Below are 22,864 nucleotides of genomic sequence, written 5' to 3'. Positions count from 1 at the left end.
GAAGCGGGCTTTTCACAAGCTTAGCCGGTCAGGCGGACAATTCCACCAGCAGCTTGTTGAGGCGCTGCACGTACGCGGCCGGGTCCTTCAGGCTGTCACCGGCAGCCAGCGCGGCCTGGTCGAACAGGATGTGCGACAGGTCGGTGAAGCGGTCTTCGTCCGGCTCGGCATCCAGGCGCTCGATCAGCGGGTGCGCCGGGTTGAACTCGAAGATCGGCTTCGCGTCCGGCACCTTCTGCCCGCTGGCTTCGAGAATCTGGCGCATCTGCAGGCCGAGGTCCTGCTCGCCGATGGCGAGAATCGCCGGCGAGTCGGTCAGGCGGTGAGACACGCGCACCTCGGCGACCTGCTCGCCCAGGGCACCCTTGAGGCGCTCGATCAGCCCTTCCTTGGCCTTGGCGACTTCCTCCTGGGCCTTCTTGTCCTCTTCCGAGTCCAGCTTGCCCAGGTCCAGATCGCCACGCGCCACGTCGACGAACTGCTTGCCGTCGAACTCGGTCAGGTAGCTCATCAGCCACTCGTCGATGCGATCGGTGAGCAGCAGGACCTCGATGCCTTTCTTGCGGAAGACCTCCAGGTGCGGGCTGTTCTTGATCTGTGCGTAGCTCTCGCCGGTGAGGTAGTAGATCTTGTCCTGCCCGTCCTTGGCACGGGACAGGTAGTCGGCCAGCGACACCGATTGCTCGTCGCCTTCACCGGCAGTGGACGCGAAGCGCAGCAGACCGGCGATCTTCTCCTTGTTGGCGAAGTCTTCCGCCGGGCCTTCCTTGAGCACCTGACCGAAGGCCTTCCAGAACGCCTTGTAGTCGTCCGGCTTGTCCTTGGCCAGTTTCTCCAGCATGTCCAGCACGCGCTTGGTCAGGGCTGACTTCATCGAATCGATGACCGGACCGGACTGCAGGATCTCGCGGGAAACGTTCAGCGACAGGTCGTTGGAATCCACCACGCCCTTGATGAAACGCAGGTACAGCGGCAGGAACTGGTCGGCCTGGTCCATGATGAACACGCGCTGCACATAGAGCTTCAGGCCCTTGGGCGCCTCGCGGTGGTACAGGTCGAACGGCGCGCGGCCCGGCACGTAGAGCAGCGAGGTGTACTCCAGCTTGCCCTCGACCTTGTTGTGACTCCAGGACAGCGGGTTCTCGAAGTCGTGGCCGACGTGCTTGTAGAACTCCTGGTATTCCTCGTCCTTGATCTCGGTACGCGGACGGGTCCACAGGGCGCTGGCGCGGTTGACGGTTTCCCACTCGACCTCGGCCGGCGCGTCTTCGCCGTGCTGCTCCTTCGGCAACTCGATGGGCAGGGCGATATGGTCGGAGTACTTCTTGACGATGTTGCGCAGGCGCCAGCCATCGGCGAACTCTTCCTCACCACTCTTGAGGTGCAGGACGATGCGCGTACCACGCTCGGCCTTGTCGATGCTGGCGACTTCGAACTCGCCCTCGCCCTTCGACGACCAGTGCACGCCTTCGCTGGCGGCAGCGCCGGCACGTCGCGTGAAGACTTCGACCTGATCGGCCACGATGAACGCCGAATAGAAGCCCACGCCGAACTGACCGATCAGGTGCGAATCCTTCTTCTGGTCGCCGGACAGGTTCTTCAGGAAATCGGCGGTACCGGATTTGGCGATGGTACCCAGGTGCGCGATCACTTCATCGCGGTTCATGCCGATGCCGTTGTCTTCGAGGGTGACGGTCTTGGCGTCCTTGTCGAAGGACAGGCGAATCTTCAGCTCGGCGCCGCCTTCGAGCAGCTCGGGCTTGGCCAGCGCCTCGAAGCGCAGCTTGTCGGCGGCATCGGACGCGTTGGAGATCAACTCGCGAAGGAAGATTTCCTTGTTCGAGTACAGGGAATGGATCATCAGGTGAAGCAGTTGCTTCACCTCGGTCTGGAAGCCCAGGGTTTCTTTTTGAGTTTCCACACTCATGGTCTTCTAACTCCATCTGCAGGACAGGAACCGCTATCGCGGCGGATGTCCTGCAGATGGGGGCAACCTGATGGATTTCAAGGGCCTAGGGTTCCAGCAGCTCCAGGTTGCCGATCTCCTGCGGCTTGAAGCTGAAGCTGGCCTGCCCGCCGCCGCTGCCCAGTTGCTGGCTGATGCGGATACTGCCGTCGTCGTCGACGCCGACGAAGCGCCCCTCCACGGTGCCCCCGCTGGCGCGCTTGAGGCGCATGCTGAGGTTGCGGTACTGCTCCGGGTTGCGCTGCAGGCGTGCCAGGCTGAAGCGCTGACGACGATCGATACGCCGGCTGAGGCGCTCCTCCGTCAGGGTCGCCTCGGACGGCGGCGCGGCCTGCGCCACGGTGGCCTTGGGCAGCGCCGGGAAATGGTCGCCTTCGACACTCCAGCCCTGGCTGGCGCTCTTGTGCAGGCGCAGCGCCAGGCGTTCGTCGCGCTGCTCGACCCGGGCCTCGACCTCCAGCTCCAGGCGGTCGCCGCCAAAGGTGAACGGCGGCAGCTTCAGGTCATGTACATCGCGGCTGGCGAAGCGTCGTTGCAGGTAGTCCTGCAGGACATGGGCAACGGTGTCGCGCGAGTCGAAACGCCTGTCGACCTGACCGTCGACATAGCGCAGGCGGTCACGATAGAGCTCGACACGGCCACTCAGGCTGGTCTTGAAGCGCGGCGGCAGGACCAGGTGAAAGTCACCGACCAGGCGATTCGGCGCCTGCGGCTGCAGATCCAGGTGCAGGGTGTAGCCTCGGCTCAGGCGCCGCGCCTCGGGCAGGTCCTGCTCCGGAAGCAGCCAGCTCAGTTCCACCTCGGGCAGATCGCCGCTGTCCTGCGGCAGAACGTCGATGCGCACGGGGCCTTCGACAGGCTGTGGCAAACGGATGCTCAGTTCGCGCAGGGCAAAGAAGTCGAGCCCTTCACGCAGGCTCAGCACGCCATCGATCAGCTCGCCCTGTTGCGGCCGAAACGCTTGGCCGTTGAGCTCGCCATCCAGATCGATGGCCAGTTCGGCCGGTGCCTGGGCTTCGGGCTTCAGCCAGTCGAGGCGAGCGATCGCGGCAAGCCGTTCGGCATCCTTGCTGGCGAGCAAGGTGAAACCGACCACCAGCGGGATCACCCCCAGGCCGATGAGCATCACGGCACTGCGCGCGCGCGCCCAATGGCGCACCACGTAGATCAGGGTGAGCGGCGGCAGCAGGCTGCCCCACCCCCACAGCAGGCTCGTGGCGAAGGCCCGCATGACCAGCCAGACCAGACCGGCCAGCATCAACAGCAGACCACCGATTATCAGCAACGCATCCATCTACAGATTCCTTGTCATCATTTCGCTGCGCTACCGATCCGTTCCGTCATGCAAGCAATCACCTCGACAAGGGCTCAGGGCTCATCGACCTTGAAATGGGCACGGGCTGTGGCAATCGGCTCGGTCTGGCTGGTCTGCCAGGCATTGATCGCCACGTTGGCGACCCGTCGCCCCTGGCGCCAGACCTGGCACTGCGCATAGGTGTCACGATAATGGCCGGCGCGCAGGTAATCTATCGAGAAGTCGATGATTTTCGGCAAATGTGGAATTCCCATGAACATCAGCAGATGCAGCATGGCGGCATGCTCCATGAACCCGGCGATCACGCCGCCATGCAGCGCCGGCAGCACCGGGTTGCCGATGCAGTCGCGATTGGCCGGCAGGCGAAAGACCATGTCGTCGCCCAGGCGCAGGCACTCGATCCCCAGCAGCTTGGCGTAGGGGATCAGGCTGATCAGCGGATCGTAGTCGTTCTGCTGGTGCGCGCGTGCGACCAGCTGCTCCAGGTTGAGCTCGCTCATGCCGCACCACCCTGCTGAATGTCTTGTTTCAGCTCTCCGCCGCCTTGCGCGGCCTTGCCCATGCGCATGAAGGCGCCGACCACGTGGGCGATGGGCTGCTCGGGGTCATCCTGATAGGCGTAGCCACGGGTGAAGATGACGTTGGGCGTCACGCGATAGCACTCGGCGAAACCGAACACATCCTTGCCCGGCTCGGCGGGATGCATGTAGTCGATGCGCAGGTCCAGCGTCGGGCAGATCTCGAACTCGGGTAGCACGCACACGGTGGAGATGCCGCAGGTGGTGTCCATCAGCGTGGTGATCGCCCCGCCATGGATGACGCCGGTATCCGGATTGCCGACGATGTGCGGCGCGTACGGCAGGCGCAGGGTCAGGCCCTTGCTGTCAGCGCGCTCGACCGCCATGCCGAGCACCTGACAATGACGCAATGCAGCAAGAAACCGCTGCGCGCGATCCTCAATCGACTGTTCACTCATCTCTCTACTCCCGACCGCACCAGCAGCAATGCCTGGGGCACTCCTGACGTCCGCATGCGTTGGACAATGGATCGCAGCTGCCAGGCGCGTTTCCGGGCGGCGCCGGCGCGGCGCAATGGCCCGACACGCGCGCTGGCAGGCTGCAAAAAGGGCTGCGCATCATAGCGCCTCGAGGCGCTGCCTCACACCGGCGTCGTGCCAGCGAAACGAAAACGCAGGGAACTTGCGCAGTCGATCAAGGTTCAGAGTGGGTGTGCGCTCTTGGGGTCAACCCAGCCACCTATAACTCTCACACATGGAGTGATGACTGTGAACAAACCTCTGACTTATGCCCTTCTGCTTGCCACCGCCCTGGGTCTCGCCGCCTGCGAGAAAACCCCGGAAGACAAGATGGAGTCAGCCAAGGAGTCAGTCTCCGAAGCCATGGAGAATCTGGGCAATGCGGCCGAGGAAACCGGCGAAGCCATCGAGCAGAAAACCAACGAGGCCCTGGGCAACGAGCCCACTACCGGCGAGAAGATCGAGAATGCAGCCGACGACGCGGCCAACGCCCTCGAAGATGCCGGCAACAAGGCCAAGGACGTCGTGGACGGCGAATAAGCCTCAGGCACCTGCGAAAAGGCCCGCATTGCGGGCCTTTTTCATTTCAATGCCGGGCTGATCATCAGCAGCAGGCTGCACGCCAGGCCCACGACCCAGACCAGGCTGCGCTGCCAGTGCAGGTCCCACCAGTAGAGCAGCAGGTACAGCACGCGACTGACGACGAAGGTCACCGCCAGCACGTCGACGAGCACACCGTAGGTCTGGGTGACATGCGCCATCAACACGCCGACGGCGAACAGCGGGAAGGCCTCGATGCTGTTCAGGTGCGCGGCCAGCGCACGTGCGCCAAAGCCGGTAAGACGCGCCTGCTGCGCGCGCGGATGGTGGTTGTCGTAGCGACCACCACCCTCCTTGGCCATCGCCTTGGCGACCGGCGCCTTGGCGATGAAGATCAACAGGGCACTGATGAACACACACCAGAACGGCAGACTCATTCACTCTTCTCCTTGGCCACGTCCGTAGCCGGTGTTGGGGTATAGACCATCACTTCCAGTACATCCGAATGGAACTCGCGGCGGTAGAGGATCAGCACCACGCCGGTGGTCACCAGCATGAAGAACCAGGGGTTGATGAACCAGGCCAGCGTCGACATCCCGAAATAATAGGCACGCAGACCGAAGTTGAACTGGTTCGCGGCCATCGAGATGACCCGCGCGGTGCGCTCGGCGAACGCCTTGCGCTCCTGCTCGGTGACATGGCGCTCCCCCACCATCGGCGCCGAACCGACCAGCACCGCAGCGAAGTTGTACTGACGCATGCACCAGCTGAAGGTGAAGAAGGCGTAGACGAAAATCACCCCCAGGCACAGCAGCTTGATCTCGGACAGGCCGCGGCTGGCCGGTTGCACGAAGGGAATGTCGGCCAGCAGCGAAAGGGCCCGGTCGGACGCGCCGAGCACGGTGAGGATACCGGCCAGGATGATCAGCGTGCTGGAGGCGAAGAACGACGCGTTGCGCTCCAGATTGCCGATCACGTTGGCATCGGCAATGCGGTTCTCGCGCAACAGCATGCGGCGCATCCAGTCCTCGCGGTACAGGTGCAGCACGCTGGCGAGACAGGGCGTGGTCCGGCCCTTCCAGGACGCGTAGCGGGTGTAGCCGCCCCAGCACAGGACGAACCAGAGCACGGCGAGAAAGTGAGGCAGGTACGGGTAGCTGTCGAGCATGCCAACTCCTTGTATGACTGCCGCGGATTATAGCCAGAGCGCCAGGCGACTTGTTCGACAAAAAGAAGGCCGCCTCGTGGGCGGCCTTGCTTTGACGGCGACGTGCCTCAGGCAGTGGCGCCCTGGCGCAGACCGAGGATGCGGTCGAGCACCACGACCAGCGCCAGCGTGATCGCCACCGGCAGCAGCCAGCCCAGGCTCTGCCCTGCCAGCGGCAACTGGCCGAACCACGCCGGCACCTTGTCTGCCCACGGCGTCGCTGCGACGCCATCGGCCACGCCGAAGATCAGCGTCACCGCCATCACCGGCACGAAAACCAGGGACTGCGAAAGCCACAGGCGGTTGGCCAGGCTCAGGGCGACCAGCACGATCGCCAGCGGATAGAGGCCGACCAGCACCGGGATGGAGAAGCTGATCAGCTGGGTCAGGCCCTGGTTGGCCACGATCAGGCTGAACAGGCCGAAAACGATCACCACGCTGCGATACGACACCGGCAGCAGCTTGCTGAAGAACTCGCCGCAAGCGGTCAGCAGGCCGACGGCGGTGGTCAGGCAGGCCAGGGTGATGACCACGGCCAGCAGCAGGCTGCCGGTGGTACCGAAGGTGTGCTGGACGTAGGTGGTCAGGACCTGCACGCCATTTTCCGCATCACCGGCGATGCCCTGGCTGGTGGCGCCGAGGTAGAACAGCGCCAGGTACACCAGCGACAGGCCGATGGCGGCGATCACCCCGGCGACGATCGAGTAGCGGGTCACCAGGGCGCCGTCGGTGACACCACGGTCACGGATGGCACTGGCGATGACGATACCGAATACCAGGGCACCGAGGGTGTCCATGGTCAGGTAGCCCTGGAGGAAACCCTGCACCAGGGGCGCCTCGCGATAGCTGTCGGCGACCACGCCGATCTCGCCAGCCGGTGCGAACAGCGCGGCACCGCCCAGTACCAGCAGCGCAGCCAGCAATACCGGAGTGATGAACTTGCCGATACGGTCGACCAGTTGCCCGGGGTTGAGCGAGAGGAACAGGACGGCAGCGAAATAGACCAGGGTGTAGATCAGCAGCGGCGTGCCCTCGTTGCCGGCGAACGGGGCGATGCCCATCTCGAACGACACCACCGCCGTGCGTGGCGTGGCGAACAACGGCCCGATGGCCAGGTACACCGCCACGGCCAGGATCGCACCGGCGACCTTGCCCAGCGGCGCGGTGAGCAGGTCCATGCCGCCGCCGACACGGGCCAGCGCCACGACGGTCAGCAGCGGCAGCCCGACACCGGTGAGGAGAAAGCCGACTGCGGCAGGCAGCAGGTTGGCCCCGGCAGCCAGGCCGGCGCTGGGCGGAAAGATGATGTTGCCGGCGCCAAGGAACAGCGCAAATGTCATGAAGCCAAGGGCCAGGAGATCCGAGCCTTTCAAACGAGTCATAGAGGGGAATACCACGGGCAGGAAATCGAAGAGTTGCGGGGGTTTCCTCAGGGATCAGGGAAACGTCGCCCGAGCGTTTTGGCTCGAACCACTGCTGGTATCGCCAGGCGCTTGTGGCGCCACGGACACGATAAGCCGCGCATACTAGCGAAAACCGCGCAGCAGCAGCACAGTTGCCGGACGAGCTGTCGAACTGGCGTAACTGCCTGTCGCCTCAGCAACAGTTACCGTGCATTTCCATGCGGCTGCTCACGCCGCGCCGTGCCAGAGCGGGCAGAAAAACAAAAAGGCCACCCGAAGGTGGCCTTTTTGCGAGCATCAGGAACGCTTAGGCGTTCTTGACTTCCCAACCGGTCAGCTCGGCCAGGGCCTTGCCGATGTCAGCCAGGGAACGCACGGTTTTCACACCCGCGTCCTGCAGTGCAGCGAACTTCTCGTCTGCAGTGCCCTTGCCGCCGGAGATGATGGCGCCAGCGTGGCCCATGCGCTTGCCGGGAGGAGCGGTCACACCAGCGATGTAGGAAACTACAGGCTTGGTGACGTTGGCCTTGATGTAGGCAGCCGCTTCTTCTTCAGCCGAACCGCCGATCTCACCGATCATGACGATCGCTTCGGTCTTCGGATCTTCCTGGAACAGCTTCAGGATGTCGATGAAGTTGGAGCCCGGGATGGGGTCACCGCCGATGCCCACGCAGGTGGACTGGCCGAAACCGGCGTCGGTGGTCTGCTTGACGGCTTCATAGGTCAGGGTGCCGGAACGCGACACGATGCCTACCTTGCCTGGCAGGTGGATGTGACCCGGCATGATGCCGATCTTGCACTCGCCGGGAGTGATCACGCCCGGGCAGTTCGGGCCGATCAGGGTAATGCCCAGCTCGTCGCAGATGACTTTGGCATCCAGCATGTCCAGGGTAGGAATGCCTTCGGTGATGCAGACGATCAGCTTGATGCCGCCGAATGCAGCTTCCAGGATCGAGTCCTTGCAGAACGGAGCCGGAACGTAGATGACCGAAGCGTCAGCGCCGGTGGCTTCGACGGCTTCTTTCACAGTGTTGAACACTGGCAGGCCCAGGTGGGTAGTACCACCTTTGCCCGGAGTCACGCCGCCAACCATCTTGGTGCCGTAGGCGATGGCTTGTTCGGAGTGGAAAGTACCCTGCGAGCCGGTGAAGCCCTGGCAGATGACTTTGGTGTCTTTATTGATCAGGACGCTCATTACTTGCCCTCCGCAGCTTTGACGACTTGCTGAGCAGCGTCGGTCAGGCTGGTTGCCGCGATGATGTTCAGGCCGCTTTCAGCCAGGACCTTGGCGCCCAGCTCGGCGTTGTTACCTTCCAGGCGGACGACCACCGGGATCTTCACGCCGACTTCTTTCACGGCGCCGATGATGCCTTCGGCAATCATGTCGCAACGAACGATACCGCCGAAGATGTTCACCAGAACGGCAGCAACGTTGCTGTCGGACAGGATGATCTTGAAGGCTTCGGTCACGCGCTCTTTGGTCGCGCCGCCACCTACGTCGAGGAAGTTGGCTGGCTTGCCGCCGTGCAGGTTGACGATGTCCATGGTACCCATGGCCAGGCCGGCACCGTTGACCATGCAGCCGATGTTGCCTTCCAGGGCCACGTAGTTCAGCTCGAAGCTGGCAGCGTGGGCTTCACGAGGATCGTCTTGCGACGGGTCGTGGAAGGTCTTCAGCTTCGGCTGACGGTACATGGCGTTAGCGTCGATGTTGATCTTCGCGTCCAGGCAGTGCAGGTCGCCGTCGGCCTTGATGACCAGCGGGTTGACTTCCAGCAGAGCCAGATCGTGATCTTTGAACAGCTTGGCCAGACCTACGAAGATCTTGGCGAACTGAGCGACCTGCTTGCCTTCCAGGCCCAGCTGGAAAGCCAGCTCGCGACCCTGGTACGGCTGAGCGCCGACCAGCGGATCGACGGTGGCCTTGAGGATCTTCTCAGGGGTTTCGTGGGCCACTTTCTCGATGTCCACGCCACCTTCGGTGGACGCCATGAACACGATGCGACGGCTGGAGCGGTCCACTACAGCGCCCAGGTACAGTTCCTTGGCGATGTCGGTGCAGGATTCGACCAGGATTTTGCTGACCGGCTGACCATTGGCGTCAGTCTGGTAAGTCACCAGACGCTTGCCCAACCAGTTGGCGGCGAAGGCTTTGGCGTCTTCCTTGCTCTTGACCAGTTTTACGCCACCGGCTTTACCGCGGCCACCGGCGTGGACCTGGGCCTTGACGACCCACTCGCTGCCGCCGATTTTTTCGCAGGCTTCTGCGGCTTCTTCCGGGGTGTCTACCGCGAAGCCCTTGGATACAGGCAGGCCGTATTCAGCGAACAGCTGCTTACCCTGATACTCGTGAAGATTCATGCTTGTCTACCGTCTTCGTTTAGGTATTGCGCATTCGGCGCTGTACTTTTGATACCGCGCCACCTGTGACTGCCGAGGCAGTCCGCCGGGCATTCCGCTGCGAGTCGAGCTCGACGCGGGCCACCCGCCGTGGTTCTGCTTGCAAAAACCACCGCGACGATGAGGCGATTACGCGACGCCCCACCTACCACGGCGGCTTACAACAACTCGGGTGGCCGGCAGATGCCGACCACCTTTCACACTTAGCGCTTCTTGCGGTTGGCGATGTGGATCGCGCCACCGTTCACTGCCAGGGCCGCTTCGTGCAGCGCCTCGGACAGGGTCGGGTGCGAGAAGACCATCATGCCCAGGTCTTCGGCGCTGGTGCCGAATTCCATACCGATGGCGCCTTGCTGTACCAGCTCGGCAGCGCTTGGGCCGATCACGTGAACGCCCAGTACGCGGTCGGTGTTGGCATCGGCGATGACCTTGACCAGGCCGCCGGTGTCGTTGGCAGCCATGGCACGGCCGCTGGCAGCGAACGGGAAGGTACCGATGTTGATGGCAACGCCCTCACCTTTCAGCTGCTGCTCGGTCTTGCCGACCCATGCGATTTCCGGGTGGGTGTAGATGACCGACGGGATCAGGTCGTAGTTCATCTGCGCCTTGTGGCCGGCGATACGCTCGGCGACCATCACGCCCTCTTCCGAGGCCTTGTGCGCGAGCATGGCGCCACGCACCACGTCACCGATGGCGTAGACGCCCGGTACGCTGGTTTCGCACTGATCGTTGACGTAGATGAAACCACGCTCGTCCAGGTCCACGCCGCTGTCGGCGGCCAGCAGATCGGTGGTCACCGGACGACGGCCCACGGCCACGATCAGCTTGTCGAAGACCATCTTCTGCTCGCCGTTGGCGTCGGTGAAGCTGACGGTGACCTGCTTCTTCTTGACTTCCGAACCGGTGACGCGAGCGCCCAGGCGGATGTCCAGGCCCTGCTTGGTCAGGGTCTTCTGGGCTTCCTTGGCGATCTGCTCGTCAGCAGCGGCGAGGAACTTGTCCATCGCTTCGAGCACGGTGACTTCGGAACCCAGACGGGCCCATACCGAGCCCAGCTCCAGACCGATCACGCCAGCGCCGATGACGCCCAGCTTCTTCGGTACGCTCTGGAATTCCAGGGCGCCGGTGGAGTCGACGATGACGTCCTGATCGACCGGAGCCGGCGGAATCTCGACCGGCTTGGAGCCGGAAGCGATGATCACGTGGGCGCCTTCGACCACCTGGGTCTTGCCGTCGGTGCCAGTCACTTCGACCTGCTTGCCAGCCAGCAGCTTGCCGTGGCCTTCCAGCAGGGTCACGCCGTTCGCCTTGAACAGCGAGGCGATACCACCGGTCAGGTTCTTCACGATGGTGGCCTTGCGCCCGATCATCGCCGGAACGTCGATGGTCACGCCCTTGGCTTCGATGCCGTGAACGGCGAAACCTTCCTTCGCTTCGTGGTACTTCCAGGAGCTGTCCAGCAGCGCCTTGGAGGGGATGCAGCCGACGTTCAGGCAGGTGCCGCCGAGGGCGGTCTTGCCGTCCTTGCCCTGATATTTTTCGATACAGGCGGTCTTCAGACCGAGTTGCGCTGCTTTGATGGCGGCAACATAGCCACCAGGGCCGGCACCGATGACTACCACGTCGAATTTCTGGGTCATAACGTATTCCTTCTCGAATAAACCGGACGGCCCTGTAAACAGGGCCGCCGTGGAGGAGACTGGCTTTTAGATGTCCAGCAGCAGGCGAGCCGGGTCTTCAAGCAAGTTCTTGATGGTCACCAGGAAGGTCACGGCTTCCTTACCATCGATCAGGCGGTGGTCGTAAGACAGCGCCAGATACATCATCGGGCGGATCACCACCTGGCCGTTGATCGCCATCGGACGCTGGATGATGTTGTGCATACCCAGGATGGCGGCCTGCGGCGGGTTGACGATCGGAGTCGACATCATCGAACCGAAGGTACCACCGTTGGTGATGGTGAAGGTGCCGCCGGTCATTTCTTCGATCGCCAGCTTGCCGTCACGGGCCTTCTTGCCGAAGGTGGCAATGCCGTTCTCGATTTCAGCCAGGCTCATCAGCTCGGCGTTGCGCAGAACCGGGACCACCAGGCCACGGTCGCTGGATACGGCAACGCCGACGTCGGCATAGCCGTGGTAAACGATGTCGTTGCCGTCGATCGAGGCGTTGACCGCCGGGAAGCGCTTCAGCGCCTCGGTAGCCGCCTTGACGAAGAACGACATGAAGCCCAGGCGTACGCCGTTGTGGGACTTCTCGAACAGGTCCTTGTACTTCGAACGCAGCGCCATGACTTCGGTCATGTCGACTTCGTTGAAGGTGGTCAGCATGGCCATGGAGGACTGCGCCTCGACCAGACGCTCGGCGATCTTGGCGCGCAGGCGGGTCATCGGCACGCGCTTCTCGGTACGGTCGCCAGTGGCGACTACCGGAGCAGCAGCGGCCGGAGCGGCAGCCGGCTTGGCAGCAGCGGCCGGAGCGTTCTTCTTGGCTTCGACGGCGGCGACCACGTCTTCCTTGGTCACGCGGCCACCCTTGCCGGTGCCGGCGATGCTGTTCGGGTCGATGCCGTTCTCTTCGGCCAGCTTGCGCGCAGCCGGGGACAGGATCGCATCGTCACCGCCAGCAGCGGCCGGAGCAGCAGCCTGGGCAGGCGCAGCGGCAGCGGCCGGAGCGGCAGCCGGAGCAGCGGCGGCAGCGCCACCTTCGGTCAGCTTGCCCAGCAGCTCGTTGGACAGAACGGTGTCGCCTTCGTTCTTGATGACTTCAGCCAGGACACCATCGGCCTCGGCCAGGACTTCGATCACCACCTTGTCGGTTTCGATGTCGACGATCAGCTCATCGCGCTTGACCGCTTCGCCCGGCTTCTTGTGCCAGGTGGCCACGGTGCCGTCGGCAACCGATTCCGGGAAGGTTGGGGCTTTGATCTCGATAGCCATTGTATGCGTTTCCTTAAATTCGGTTTTACCGCCAGGTGGCACCTGCCACCTGGCGGATGAAGGCGTTAAACAGTAAAGGCGTCCTGCAGCAGTTTTTCCTGCTGCTCGGCGTGCATCGAGGCATAACCGCAAGCCGGCGCTGCCGACGCATCACGACCGGCGTACTCGAGGAACAAGGCCTTCTTGTGCGCAGTGGCGACGCGACGCATGTGGTGCTGGCTGCAGTACCAGGCTCCCTGGTTCATCGGTTCTTCCTGACACCAGACGATGTGCTTGAGGTTCTTGTACGGTGCCAGCGCCTCGGCCAGGTCCTCTTCCGGGAACGGGTAGAGCTGCTCGATACGCACGATGGCGATATCTTCGCGGCCCTCGGCACGACGCTTCTCCAGCAGGTCGTAGTAGACCTTGCCGCTGCACAGGACCAGACGCTCGACCTTCTTCGGATCCAGCCCATCGATCTCGCCGATGACGGTCTGGAAGGAGCCTTCGGCCAGATCGTCCAGGGTCGAGATGGCCAGCTTGTGGCGCAGCAGCGACTTCGGCGTCAGCACCACCAGCGGCTTGCGCAGCGGACGGATCACCTGGCGACGCAGCATGTGGTAGACCTGTGCCGGGGTGGTCGGTACGCAGACCTGCATGTTGTGCTCGGCGCACAGCTGCAGGTAACGCTCCAGACGCGCCGAGCTGTGCTCAGGCCCCTGCCCTTCGTAACCATGCGGCAGCAGGACGGTCAGGCCGCAGAGACGACCCCACTTATGCTCGCCGCTGGAGATGAACTGGTCGAACACCACCTGGGCACCGTTGGCGAAGTCGCCGAACTGGGCTTCCCAGATCACCAGCGCGTTCGGCGTGGTAGTGGCGTAGCCGTATTCGAAGGCCAGTACGGCTTCCTCGGAGAGGTAGGAGTCGTACAGCTCGAACTTCGGCTGACCTTCGTACAGGTTCTTCAGCGGAACGTAGGTCGCGGCGTCCTTCTGGTTGTGCAGCACCGCGTGGCGGTGCGAGAAGGTGCCACGGCCGATATCCTGGCCGGTCATGCGGATCGGGTGACCTTCGACCAGCAGCGTGGCGTAGGCCATGGTCTCGGCGAAGCCCCAGTTGATCGGCAGGCCACCGGCGCCCATCTTCTGGCGATCCTCGAGAATCTTCGCGACCTGACGCTGGACGACGAAGCCTTCCGGGATTTCCAGCAGCTTGGAGGACAGATCCTGCAGGGTCTTGAGGTCGAAACGCGTGTCGTGACGCGCGGTCCAGGCGTGGCCCAGGTACGGACGCCAGTCGACGAACAGTTCCTTGTTGGGCTCCTTGACCAGGCTCTTGACCACGTGCTGACCGTTGTCCAGCGCGGTGCGGTACTCGTCGATCTTGGCCTGCACGTCGTCGTTGCTCTGCACGCCGGCCGCAATCAGGGCATCCGCGTACAGCTCACGGGTGGTGCGCTGCTTGGAGATCTGCTGGTACATCAGCGGCTGGGTGCCGTTCGGCTCGTCGGCCTCGTTGTGACCACGGCGGCGGTAGCAGACCAGGTCGATGACCACGTCACGCTTGTACTGCATGCGGTAGTCGACGGCCAGCTGGGTGACGAACAGCACCGCTTCCGGATCATCGCCGTTCACGTGGAAGATCGGCGCCTGGATCATCTTGGCCACGTCGGTAGCGTACTCGGTGGAGCGCGCATCCAGCGGGTTGCTGATGGTGAAGCCGACCTGGTTGTTGATCACGATGTGGATGGTGCCGCCAGTCTTGTAGCCGCGGGTCTGCGACATCTGGAAGGTTTCCATGACCACGCCCTGACCGGCGAAAGCCGCGTCGCCGTGGATGGAGATCGGCAGGACCTTCTCACCACCGGCATCGCTGCGGCGATCCTGACGGGCACGTACCGAGCCCTCGACCACCGGGGAAACGATTTCCAGGTGCGAGGGGTTGAATGCCAGCGCCAGGTGCACTTCGCCACCCTGGGTCATCACGTTGGACGAGAAACCCTGGTGGTACTTGACGTCACCGGAGGACAGGCCCTCGGTCTTCTTGCCTTCGAACTCGTCGAACAGGTCGCGCGGGTTCTTGCCGAAGGTGTTGACCAGTACGTTCAGACGGCCACGGTGGGCCATGCCGATGACGATTTCCTTGGTGCCGTAGGAACCGGAGCGCTGGATGATCTCATCCAGCAGCGGGATCAGGCTCTCGCCACCTTCCAGGCCGAAACGCTTGGTGCCCGGGTACTTGGTGCCCAGGTACTTCTCCAGGCCTTCGGCAGCGGTGACGCGCTCGAGCACGTGCGCCTGAACCTCGGCGGAAAACTGCGGGCGACCGCGTACGCTTTCCAGGCGCTGGGCGAACCAGTTGCGCTGACCGGAATCGACGATGTGGGTGAACTCGGCCCCGATGGTGCGACAATATGTCTGCTGCAGCGCATCGCGGATTTCGCGTAGCGTTGCTTCTTCTTTGCCGATGTACAGTTCGCCAGTACGGAACGTGGTATCCAGATCCGCATCGGTCAGACCGTAGTGATTGATCGACAGATCAGACGGCGCAGTGCGCACCCACAGACCCAGAGGGTCGAGCTGGGCGGCCTGATGGCCACGCATGCGGTAGGCCTGGATCAGACGCAGCACTTCCACCTGCTTTTTCTCGTGCTCGCTGCTGACGGCCCCGGCGGAAACCGGCTGGGCACGACGCGAATTCTTGGCGAGCAGGACGAAATGATCGCGAATGGTCGAATGCGATACGTCCGTTGCAGCGCTGCCGTCGGTCGGCAACTTCTGGAAGTAAGTGCGCCACTCTTCTGGCACAGCGTTGGGATCGTGCAGGTAGAGCTCGTAGAGCTCTTCCACGTAGGCAGCGTTGCCACCGGATAGGTGGGCACTGTCCCACATGCGCTGCATCACGCTTTCTTGCATGCTTGGTCACCCTCGGTAAGGGGACACCACCGGCGTGAAAACCGCATGGCCCGATCGAAGTCATGATGCTGCGACTCGGATACAGCCACTTGGGTTCCCGCAGATAGCCCGGGTACCAGCCCGGATGCCCCTGCTGGTCGTCATATTTTTCGAGTATGAACCGCGGCTTTGTGGGCTGCGGTTCTGGCTTTTGCTGCGAAACCGACCTGAGTCGGTCCCGCAGGTGTTACAGGTATAGCAACTTGCGAATCAGGTACCGCTCTGCAGCAGCATGTTGCGCACGTGACCGATGGCCTTGGTCGGGTTCAGGCCTTTCGGGCAAACGTTGACGCAGTTCATGATGCCGCGGCAGCGGAACACACTGAACGGATCATCCAGGGACGCCAGACGCTCGGAGGTCTTGGTGTCGCGACTGTCGGCCAGGAAACGATAGGCCTGCAGCAGCGCAGCGGGACCGAGGAACTTGTCCGGATTCCACCAGAACGACGGGCAGCTGGTCGAGCAGCAAGCGCACAGGATGCACTCGTACAGGCCGTCGAGCTTCTCACGCTCTTCCGGCGACTGCAGACGCTCGATGGCCGGAGCCGGCGTGTCATTCTGCAGGAACGGCTGCACTTTCTCGTACTGCTTGTAGAAGATGCTCATGTCGACGACCAGGTCACGAATGACCGGCAGCCCCGGCAGCGGACGAATCACCAGCTTGCCACCCTTCAGCCCCGCTGCGGAGAGCGGAGTGATGCAGGCCAGACCGTTCTTGCCGTTGATGTTCATGCCGTCGGAGCCGCACACGCCTTCACGGCAGGAACGACGATAGGAGAAACCCTCGTCCTGTTCCTTGATCAGCGCCAGCACGTCCAGGACCATGATGTCCTTGCCGTTGGTGTCGATCTGGAAGTCCTGCATGAACGGAGCAGCGTCTTTCTCCGGGTTGTAGCGATAAACACTGACTTGCAACATATCAGTCACCCTTAATAAGTCCGAACCTTGGGTTCAAACGCCGGAACGGTCTTCGGCGCGAAGTTCACGTCACGCTTGGCTACGCGCTTCTCGCCCGGGAAGTACAGGGAGTGGCACAGCCAGTTCTGATCGTCGCGCTCTTCGAAGTCTTCACGAGCGTGGGCACCACGGGACTCCTTGCGAGCCTCGGCGGCAACCGCAGTCGCTTCGGCGACTTCGAGCAGGTTTTGCAGTTCCAGCGCCTCGATACGCGCAGTGTTGAACGCCTGGCTCTTGTCGGAGATCTTCACCGTCGCGATACGCTCGCGCAGGTCGGCCAGTTGTTGGATGCCCTTCTGCATGTATTCGCCGGTACGGAATACACCGAAGTAGTTCTGCATGCACTGTTGCAGCTCGCGCTTGAGCGGCGCGACCTCTTCACCGGTGCTGCGCTCGTTGACGCCGGCCAGACGGGCCAGCGACTGCTCGATGTCGGTTTCGCTGGCGCCACGCACCTCGACACCTTCCTTGAGCGCTTTTTCCAGGTGCAGGCCAGCCGCGCGGCCGAATACCACCAGGTCGAGCAGCGAGTTGCCGCCCAGACGGTTGGCACCGTGCACCGATACGCAGGCGACCTCGCCAACGGCGAACAGACCTTCGATGATGGTGTCCTTGCCGTTGGCGTCCTGAGTGATGGCCTGGCCATGGATGTTGGTGGCCACGCCGCCCATCATGTAGTGGCAGGTCGGGATGACCGGAACCGGGGCAACGACCGGGTCGACGTGCGCAAAGGTCTTGGACAGTTCGCAGATGCCCGGCAGGCGGCTGTGCAGCACTTCTTCGCCGAGGTGATCGAGTTTCAGCAGTACGTGGTCCTTGTTCGGGCCCACACCGTTGCCGGCGATCACTTCCTTGACCATGGAACGGGCGACGACGTCACGACCGGCGAGGTCCTTGGCGTTCGGCGCATAGCGCTCCATGAAGCGCTCGCCATGGGCGTTGATCAGGTAACCACCCTCACCACGGCAGCCTTCGGTGACCAGTACACCAGCGCCGGCGATACCGGTCGGGTGGAACTGCCACATTTCGATGTCCTGCACCGGCACGCCGGCACGCAGGGCCATGCCCACGCCGTCACCGGTGTTGATCAGGGCGTTGGTGGTGGAGGCGTAGATACGGCCAGCACCGCCAGTGGCCAGGACCACAGCCTTGGAGCGGATGTATACGGTCTCGCCGGTCTCGATGCAGATGGCGATGATGCCGACGATGGCGCCGTCCTGGTTCTTCACCAGGTCGACGGCGTACCACTCGTTGAGAAACGAGGTGCCAGCCTTCAGGTTGGCCTGGTACAGGGTGTGCAGCAGCGCGTGACCGGTACGGTCGGCAGCGGCGCAGGTACGAGCAGCCTGGGTCGGATTGTCCGGACCCTTGGACTGGCCACCGAACGGACGCTGGTAGATGCGACCCTGTTCGGTACGGGAGAACGGCAGGCCCATGTGCTCGAGCTCGAACACGGCTTCCGGACCAACGGAGCACATGTATTCGATGGCGTCCTGGTCACCGATGTAGTCGGAGCCCTTGACGGTGTCGTACATGTGCCAGCGCCAATCGTCGTTCGGGTCGGCCGAAGCGATGGCGCAGGTGATGCCACCCTGGGCGGAAACGGTGTGCGAGCGAGTCGGGAACACCTTGGTGACCACGGCAGTCTTGTGACCGCCCTGGGCCAGTTGCAGCGCAGCACGCATGCCGGCGCCGCCGCCACCTACGATGATGGCGTCATAGGAAAGAGTACGGATGCTAGACATGAATCAGAAACCCCACAGAATCTGCACGCCCCAGACGAACATCGCGAACATGGCGATGCCACACACGGCCTGGAACAGGAAACGCACACCAGTCGCCCACTTGCCCAGCGCCATCGGCGTCAGGTAGTCGGTGGAAATGGTCCACATGCCGACCCAGGCGTGCACGCTCAGTGCAACCAGTGCCAGCAGGCTGAAGATGCGCACTGCGGTACTGGAGAACAGGCCGTGCCATTCGGCGTAGCCCATGCCCGGATTGCAGATCACATAGCCCAGCAGGAACAGCGTGTAAGCCGCGAGAACGACCGCAGAAACGCGCTGAGCCATCCAGTCATAGAGGCCCGAACGCGAGAAGTTCGTGACATTAGTTACCATATCCATACCCCCAGCAGCACGATCACGACCGCAGCAACGGCGATGACGATTTTCGAGCCCAGCTTGCCGCCTTCCAGCGTCTCACCGATGCCCATGTCCATGATCAAGTGGCGCACACCGGCCACCAGGTGGTACAGCAGAGCGGACAGAAGACCCCAGATCACGAACTTGGCCAGCGGGCTGGTCAGGCATTCTTTCACCTGGGCGAAGCCCTCTTCGGACGCCAGCGACTTGTCGAGGCCGAACAGCAGAATGGCGATACCGACAAAGAGGATGACACCGGAGATACGGTGAAGAATGGACGTGTAAGCGGTGATTGGGAGCTTGATAGTCCTAAGGTCTAGGTTTACAGGTCGTTGGCTATTCACGGCTTTTTATCACACTGAGAGCCCCTAAACTTCAGGGCAAAGTTGTTGGGAAGTGCACTGGTCAGGTACCCATCACCCAAGGAGTGACGACCGCCATGATATGGCCGCAAAGCCCCTGGCGGTCGGGCGCAGAGTATAGACAGTTAGCAGACTAATGACAATGCAATGGCCTACCCCAAAAAGCGCATTGCAGCCTGCAAACAAATGGCGTAAATAGCGGCCTTTTTTCGCTGAAAATCCCGCCCAAACCCTTCTACTGCCTGGGTTCTCGCAAATTGACTTTCGAATTTATCCCACTATAGTGGTGCGGGCCCTGCGTGGGGGGCCGTCTGATGATTTCAAGCATAACTAGGAGGCCACATATGGCTGACAAAAAAGCGCAGTTGATCATCGAGGGCAATGCCCCCGTCGAACTGCCCGTTCTGACCGGCACTGTTGGTCCCGATGTAATCGATGTGCGGAGCCTGACCGCCACGGGTCGGTTCACATTTGATCCTGGTTTCATGTCGACCGCCTCTTGCGAGTCGAAGATCACCTATATCGACGGCGACAAAGGGATTCTGCTGCACCGCGGCTACCCCATCGAACAGCTCGCTGAGCAATCCGACTACCTGGAAACCTGCTACCTGCTGCTCAACGGCGAACTGCCGAGCAAGGAAGAGAAGGCCAAGTTCGTCAGCACCATCAAGAATCACACCATGGTTCACGAGCAGCTGAAGACCTTCTTCAACGGTTTCCGCCGTGACGCCCACCCGATGGCCATCATGTGCGGCGTGGTCGGCGCCCTGTCCGCTTTCTATCACGACTCGCTGGACATCAAGAACCCGCAGCACCGTGAAGTGTCCGCCATGCGCCTGGTCGCCAAGATGCCGACCATCGCCGCGATGACCTACAAGTACTCCATGGGCCAGCCCATGATGTACCCGCGTAACGACCTGAACTACGCGGAAAACTTCCTGCACATGATGTTCAACACCCCGTGCGAGATCAAACCGATCAGCCCGGTGCTGGCCAAGGCGATGGACAAGATCTTCATCCTCCACGCCGATCACGAGCAGAATGCCTCCACCTCCACCGTACGCCTGGCTGGCTCCTCGGGCGCCAACCCGTTCGCCTGTATCGCAGCCGGCATCGCCGCGCTCTGGGGTCCGGCTCACGGCGGCGCCAACGAAGCCGTGCTGACCATGCTCGACGAGATCGGCAGCGTGGACAACATCGAGAAGTTCGTGGCCAAGGCCAAGGACAAGGATGACCCGTTCAAGCTGATGGGCTTCGGCCACCGCGTGTACAAGAACTTCGACCCGCGCGCCAAGGTCATGAAGCAGACCTGCGACGAGGTTCTGGCGGAGCTGGGCATCAACGATCCGCAGCTGGAGCTGGCCATGAAGCTGGAAGAGATCGCGCGCAACGATCCTTACTTCAAGGAGCGCAACCTCTACCCGAACGTGGACTTCTACTCGGGCATCATCCTCAAGGCCATCGGCATTCCGACCTCCATGTTCACCGTGATCTTCGCCCTGGCACGCACCGTGGGCTGGATCTCGCACTGGAAGGAAATGCTCTCCGGTCCGTACAAGATCGGCCGTCCGCGCCAGCTGTACACCGGCTACGAGCAGCGCGACCTGCCCGCCGACCGCGGCTGATCGATCGCTGCACGACAAGAAAGGCTGCCATCCGGCAGCCTTTTTTCATTCCCGCCCGTCAGCGCCCCTCGACTCGGGCACGCAAGCCCTGCAAGGTCTGCAGCGGCGCGTCGACGACGAAGCTGTTGGCCAGCCACGAAGGCACGCTCCCGCCCGGCTCGGTATGCACCTCGTAGGTCACCTCTACCCTGCCCTCGCCCATTGGCTGCAGGTGCCACTGGCCGTCGACCCGCTGCACCCGCACGAAATCATCGTTTTCCGGCAAGCGCTGCGGCACCGCCTCCAGCACCCGCGTGACAGCGCCATCGGCCTCCGTGCGCGTCGTGACCTCGATCACCGAGTCGCGCGCCTTGACCGGCCAGGGCATGTCGAAGCGCGTGTACACCTCGCTCACCTCGCCCTCGTGCTTGAGCAGGCGTTGCTGCTGGCAACTGAATATCCAGGCACAGGAGCCGGCGACATCCTCCTGGGCGGCCTGCACGGCGGCCAGATCCCCCTTGATCATCACCACGCCGCGATAGGCCTTGTACTTGGAGCCCGGCACGTCGGCCAGATAGACGCGCACGCCATCCTCCTCACGCTCCAGCTGCCATTGCCTTTCGGCAGCCTGGGCGGCGCTTGCACACAGCATCACGACCAACACGGACATACGGATCATCTTGGAACCTGTTCTCTGGGTAGTGTTTGCGTTTCGACCGCAGCAAGGGGAAACGGGTTCAGCCGTCAGACCGTCGCCTGCTCCAGCCAGCCGAGCATGCGAATGGCGCTGTCGCGACTGTCGCCGCAAAGCTCGACCTCGGCCTTGAACGCCGAGCAGACGGGCGGCCGCTCCGGTTTGCCGAACAGGGCACAGAGCGCATCGACGGACAGATGAATGCAGCGCACACCCGCCGGTTTGCCGTCGGGCATACCAGGGATGGGCGAACTGATGGAGGGCGCGACGCAACAGGCGCCACAGCCGGCACGGCATTCCATGGGGAACCTCGACGAGGCAGAACGAACGGCGCGATGCTAATGAGCCGCGCGCCGTCAGTCGAGGGCTTTCGTGATCAGCGGTTACGCTGCAGGCGCGCCAGCAGGCTGGAGGTATCCCAGCGTCCACCGCCCATGGCCTGGACGTCGGCGTAGAACTGATCGACCAGCGCCGTCACCGGCAACTGCGCACCGTTGCGGCGCGACTCCTCGAGCAGGATCGACAGGTCCTTGCGCATCCAGTCGACGGCGAAGCCGAAGTCGAATTTCCCGGCCAGCATGGTCTTGTAGCGGTTCTCCATCTGCCAGGACTGCGCGGCGCCCTTGCTGATCACATCGACCACCGCCTGACCATCGAGCCCGGCGCACTGCGCGAAGTTCAGCGCCTCGGCCAGGCCCTGCACCAGGCCGGCAATGCAGATCTGGTTGACCATCTTGCTCAACTGCCCGCTGCCCGCAGGCCCCATCAGGCGCATCATCCGCGCGTAGCTCTGGATCACCGGCTCGGCCACCGCATAGGTCTCCGCCTCGCCGCCCACCATGACCGTCAGCACACCATTGACCGCCCCCGCCTGGCCACCGGAGACCGGCGCATCGAGAAAGCCCAGTCCGCTCTCGGCGGCTATGTTCGCCAGCTCGCGGGCGACATCGGCGGATGCCGTGGTGTGGTCGACCAGGATCGCCCCCGGCGACATCCCGGCGAAGGCGCCCTGCTCACCCAGGATCACGCTGCGCAGATCGTCGTCGTTGCCCACGCAGCACATCACCAGCTCGGCGCCCTGCGCGGCCTCGCGCGGCGTCGGCGCCGCACTGCCGGCGTACTCGCCGAGCCATTGCTCGGCCTTGCCCGGCGAGCGGTTGTACACCGTCACCTGGTGACCGTTGCGGGCGAGATGCCCGGCCATCGGATACCCCATCACGCCCAAGCCGATAAACGCGACCTTAGCCATAGCAACCTCCTGCGGACATAGGCGGCAGAGCCTAACACGACGTTTGCCCTCGCCGGAAAGCCCTTCCATACTGCCAGCGGACCCGCTCGAACCGGGCATCGGACGCTAAGGAGTGCCA

General features: G+C 62.9%; 21 protein-coding genes. 2 read left to right on the top strand and 19 right to left on the bottom strand.

Features of this window, described 5'->3' with window-relative positions; genetic code table 11:
• Positions 1 to 28 precede the first annotated feature (28 nt).
• From htpG to FIV02_RS11055, 4 genes are all read right to left on the bottom strand, one after another.
• The gene (gene htpG, locus FIV02_RS11070; protein WP_150609440.1) at positions 29 to 1,927 is read right to left on the bottom strand and encodes a molecular chaperone HtpG; all 1,899 of its coding nucleotides are present in this window, start codon (positions 1,925 to 1,927) and stop codon (positions 29 to 31) included.
• 85 nt (positions 1,928 to 2,012) lie between these two features.
• Positions 2,013 to 3,260, bottom strand: coding sequence for an MFS transporter (locus FIV02_RS11065; protein ID WP_152488615.1), 1,248 nt, complete (start codon positions 3,258 to 3,260; stop codon positions 2,013 to 2,015).
• A gap of 74 nt (positions 3,261 to 3,334) precedes the next feature.
• Positions 3,335 to 3,781, bottom strand: coding sequence for a PaaI family thioesterase (locus FIV02_RS11060; RefSeq protein WP_037051907.1), 447 nt, complete (start codon positions 3,779 to 3,781; stop codon positions 3,335 to 3,337).
• On the bottom strand, positions 3,778 to 4,257 hold the full coding sequence (locus FIV02_RS11055; protein ID WP_037051900.1) for a PaaI family thioesterase: 480 nt from the start codon (positions 4,255 to 4,257) through the stop codon (positions 3,778 to 3,780). Before FIV02_RS11055 ends, FIV02_RS11060 begins: the two co-directional genes overlap by 4 nt.
• A gap of 303 nt (positions 4,258 to 4,560) precedes the next feature.
• Between FIV02_RS11055 and FIV02_RS11050 the strand changes: the two genes are divergently transcribed.
• Positions 4,561 to 4,857 (top strand): hypothetical protein, encoded by a 297-nt coding sequence (locus FIV02_RS11050; protein WP_047588985.1) that lies wholly within the window; start codon positions 4,561 to 4,563, stop codon positions 4,855 to 4,857.
• Positions 4,858 to 4,898: 41 nt separating this feature from the next.
• Here FIV02_RS11050 and FIV02_RS11045 read toward each other — a convergent pair whose 3' ends face one another.
• The 12 genes from FIV02_RS11045 to sdhC form a co-directional block, all read right to left on the bottom strand.
• A complete protein-coding gene (locus tag FIV02_RS11045; RefSeq protein ID WP_047588983.1) occupies positions 4,899 to 5,294 on the bottom strand; it encodes an MAPEG family protein in 396 nt (131 codons plus the stop codon).
• The gene (locus tag FIV02_RS11040; protein ID WP_037051894.1) at positions 5,291 to 6,025 is read right to left on the bottom strand and encodes a DUF599 domain-containing protein; all 735 of its coding nucleotides are present in this window, start codon (positions 6,023 to 6,025) and stop codon (positions 5,291 to 5,293) included. Before FIV02_RS11040 ends, FIV02_RS11045 begins: the two co-directional genes overlap by 4 nt.
• 107 nt (positions 6,026 to 6,132) lie before the next feature.
• Positions 6,133 to 7,446, bottom strand: coding sequence for a branched-chain amino acid transport system II carrier protein (brnQ, locus tag FIV02_RS11035; RefSeq protein ID WP_152488614.1), 1,314 nt, complete (start codon positions 7,444 to 7,446; stop codon positions 6,133 to 6,135).
• Between the two features lie 328 nt (positions 7,447 to 7,774).
• Positions 7,775 to 8,662: a succinate--CoA ligase subunit alpha gene (sucD, locus tag FIV02_RS11030; protein ID WP_037051890.1), complete on the bottom strand. Its 888-nt coding sequence runs from the start codon at positions 8,660 to 8,662 to the stop codon at positions 7,775 to 7,777.
• Positions 8,662 to 9,828, bottom strand: coding sequence for an ADP-forming succinate--CoA ligase subunit beta (sucC, locus tag FIV02_RS11025; RefSeq protein WP_037051889.1), 1,167 nt, complete (start codon positions 9,826 to 9,828; stop codon positions 8,662 to 8,664). The genes sucD and sucC overlap by 1 nt, the downstream gene beginning before the upstream one ends.
• Positions 9,829 to 10,070: 242 nt before the next feature.
• Entirely contained in the window at positions 10,071 to 11,507 is a 1,437-nt protein-coding gene (gene lpdA / locus FIV02_RS11020; protein ID WP_037051888.1) for a dihydrolipoyl dehydrogenase, read from the bottom strand.
• Positions 11,508 to 11,573: 66 nt separating this feature from the next.
• The gene (gene odhB, locus FIV02_RS11015) at positions 11,574 to 12,803 is read right to left on the bottom strand and encodes a 2-oxoglutarate dehydrogenase complex dihydrolipoyllysine-residue succinyltransferase (RefSeq protein ID WP_037051887.1); all 1,230 of its coding nucleotides are present in this window, start codon (positions 12,801 to 12,803) and stop codon (positions 11,574 to 11,576) included.
• 65 nt (positions 12,804 to 12,868) lie between these two features.
• A complete protein-coding gene (locus tag FIV02_RS11010) occupies positions 12,869 to 15,700 on the bottom strand; it encodes a 2-oxoglutarate dehydrogenase E1 component (protein ID WP_152488613.1) in 2,832 nt (943 codons plus the stop codon).
• 249 nt (positions 15,701 to 15,949) lie between these two features.
• Entirely contained in the window at positions 15,950 to 16,657 is a 708-nt protein-coding gene (locus FIV02_RS11005) for a succinate dehydrogenase iron-sulfur subunit (protein ID WP_037051885.1), read from the bottom strand.
• An 11-nt stretch (positions 16,658 to 16,668) separates the two neighbouring features.
• The gene (sdhA, locus tag FIV02_RS11000) at positions 16,669 to 18,441 is read right to left on the bottom strand and encodes a succinate dehydrogenase flavoprotein subunit (protein WP_037051884.1); all 1,773 of its coding nucleotides are present in this window, start codon (positions 18,439 to 18,441) and stop codon (positions 16,669 to 16,671) included.
• Between the two features lie 3 nt (positions 18,442 to 18,444).
• The gene (gene sdhD, locus FIV02_RS10995; RefSeq protein WP_152488612.1) at positions 18,445 to 18,813 is read right to left on the bottom strand and encodes a succinate dehydrogenase, hydrophobic membrane anchor protein; all 369 of its coding nucleotides are present in this window, start codon (positions 18,811 to 18,813) and stop codon (positions 18,445 to 18,447) included.
• The gene (gene sdhC / locus FIV02_RS10990; protein ID WP_037051882.1) at positions 18,807 to 19,181 is read right to left on the bottom strand and encodes a succinate dehydrogenase, cytochrome b556 subunit; all 375 of its coding nucleotides are present in this window, start codon (positions 19,179 to 19,181) and stop codon (positions 18,807 to 18,809) included. Before sdhC ends, sdhD begins: the two co-directional genes overlap by 7 nt.
• 362 nt (positions 19,182 to 19,543) lie before the next feature.
• Between sdhC and gltA the strand changes: the two genes are divergently transcribed.
• Positions 19,544 to 20,824, top strand: a complete 1,281-nt coding sequence (gltA, locus tag FIV02_RS10985) for a citrate synthase (protein ID WP_037051881.1) — start codon at positions 19,544 to 19,546, stop codon at positions 20,822 to 20,824.
• A 58-nt stretch (positions 20,825 to 20,882) separates the two neighbouring features.
• On the opposite strand, the gene FIV02_RS10980 is transcribed toward gltA, so the two are convergent.
• From FIV02_RS10980 to FIV02_RS10970, 3 genes are all read right to left on the bottom strand, one after another.
• A complete protein-coding gene (locus FIV02_RS10980) occupies positions 20,883 to 21,482 on the bottom strand; it encodes an START domain-containing protein (RefSeq protein ID WP_152488611.1) in 600 nt (199 codons plus the stop codon).
• Between the two features lie 65 nt (positions 21,483 to 21,547).
• A complete protein-coding gene (locus FIV02_RS10975; protein ID WP_037051879.1) occupies positions 21,548 to 21,799 on the bottom strand; it encodes a YkgJ family cysteine cluster protein in 252 nt (83 codons plus the stop codon).
• A gap of 74 nt (positions 21,800 to 21,873) precedes the next feature.
• Positions 21,874 to 22,746 carry an NAD(P)-dependent oxidoreductase gene (locus FIV02_RS10970; RefSeq protein ID WP_152488610.1) on the bottom strand — a complete coding sequence of 291 codons (873 nt, stop codon included), beginning with the start codon at positions 22,744 to 22,746 and terminating at the stop codon, positions 21,874 to 21,876.
• Between the last annotated feature and the right edge of the window lie 118 nt (positions 22,747 to 22,864).

This window comes from Pseudomonas sp. THAF187a, assembly GCF_009363395.1.
Classification (GTDB): domain Bacteria; phylum Pseudomonadota; class Gammaproteobacteria; order Pseudomonadales; family Pseudomonadaceae; genus Aquipseudomonas; species Aquipseudomonas khazarica.
Note: the sequence above shows the minus strand (reverse complement) of the source record. Positions and strands in the feature narration are given on the sequence as shown.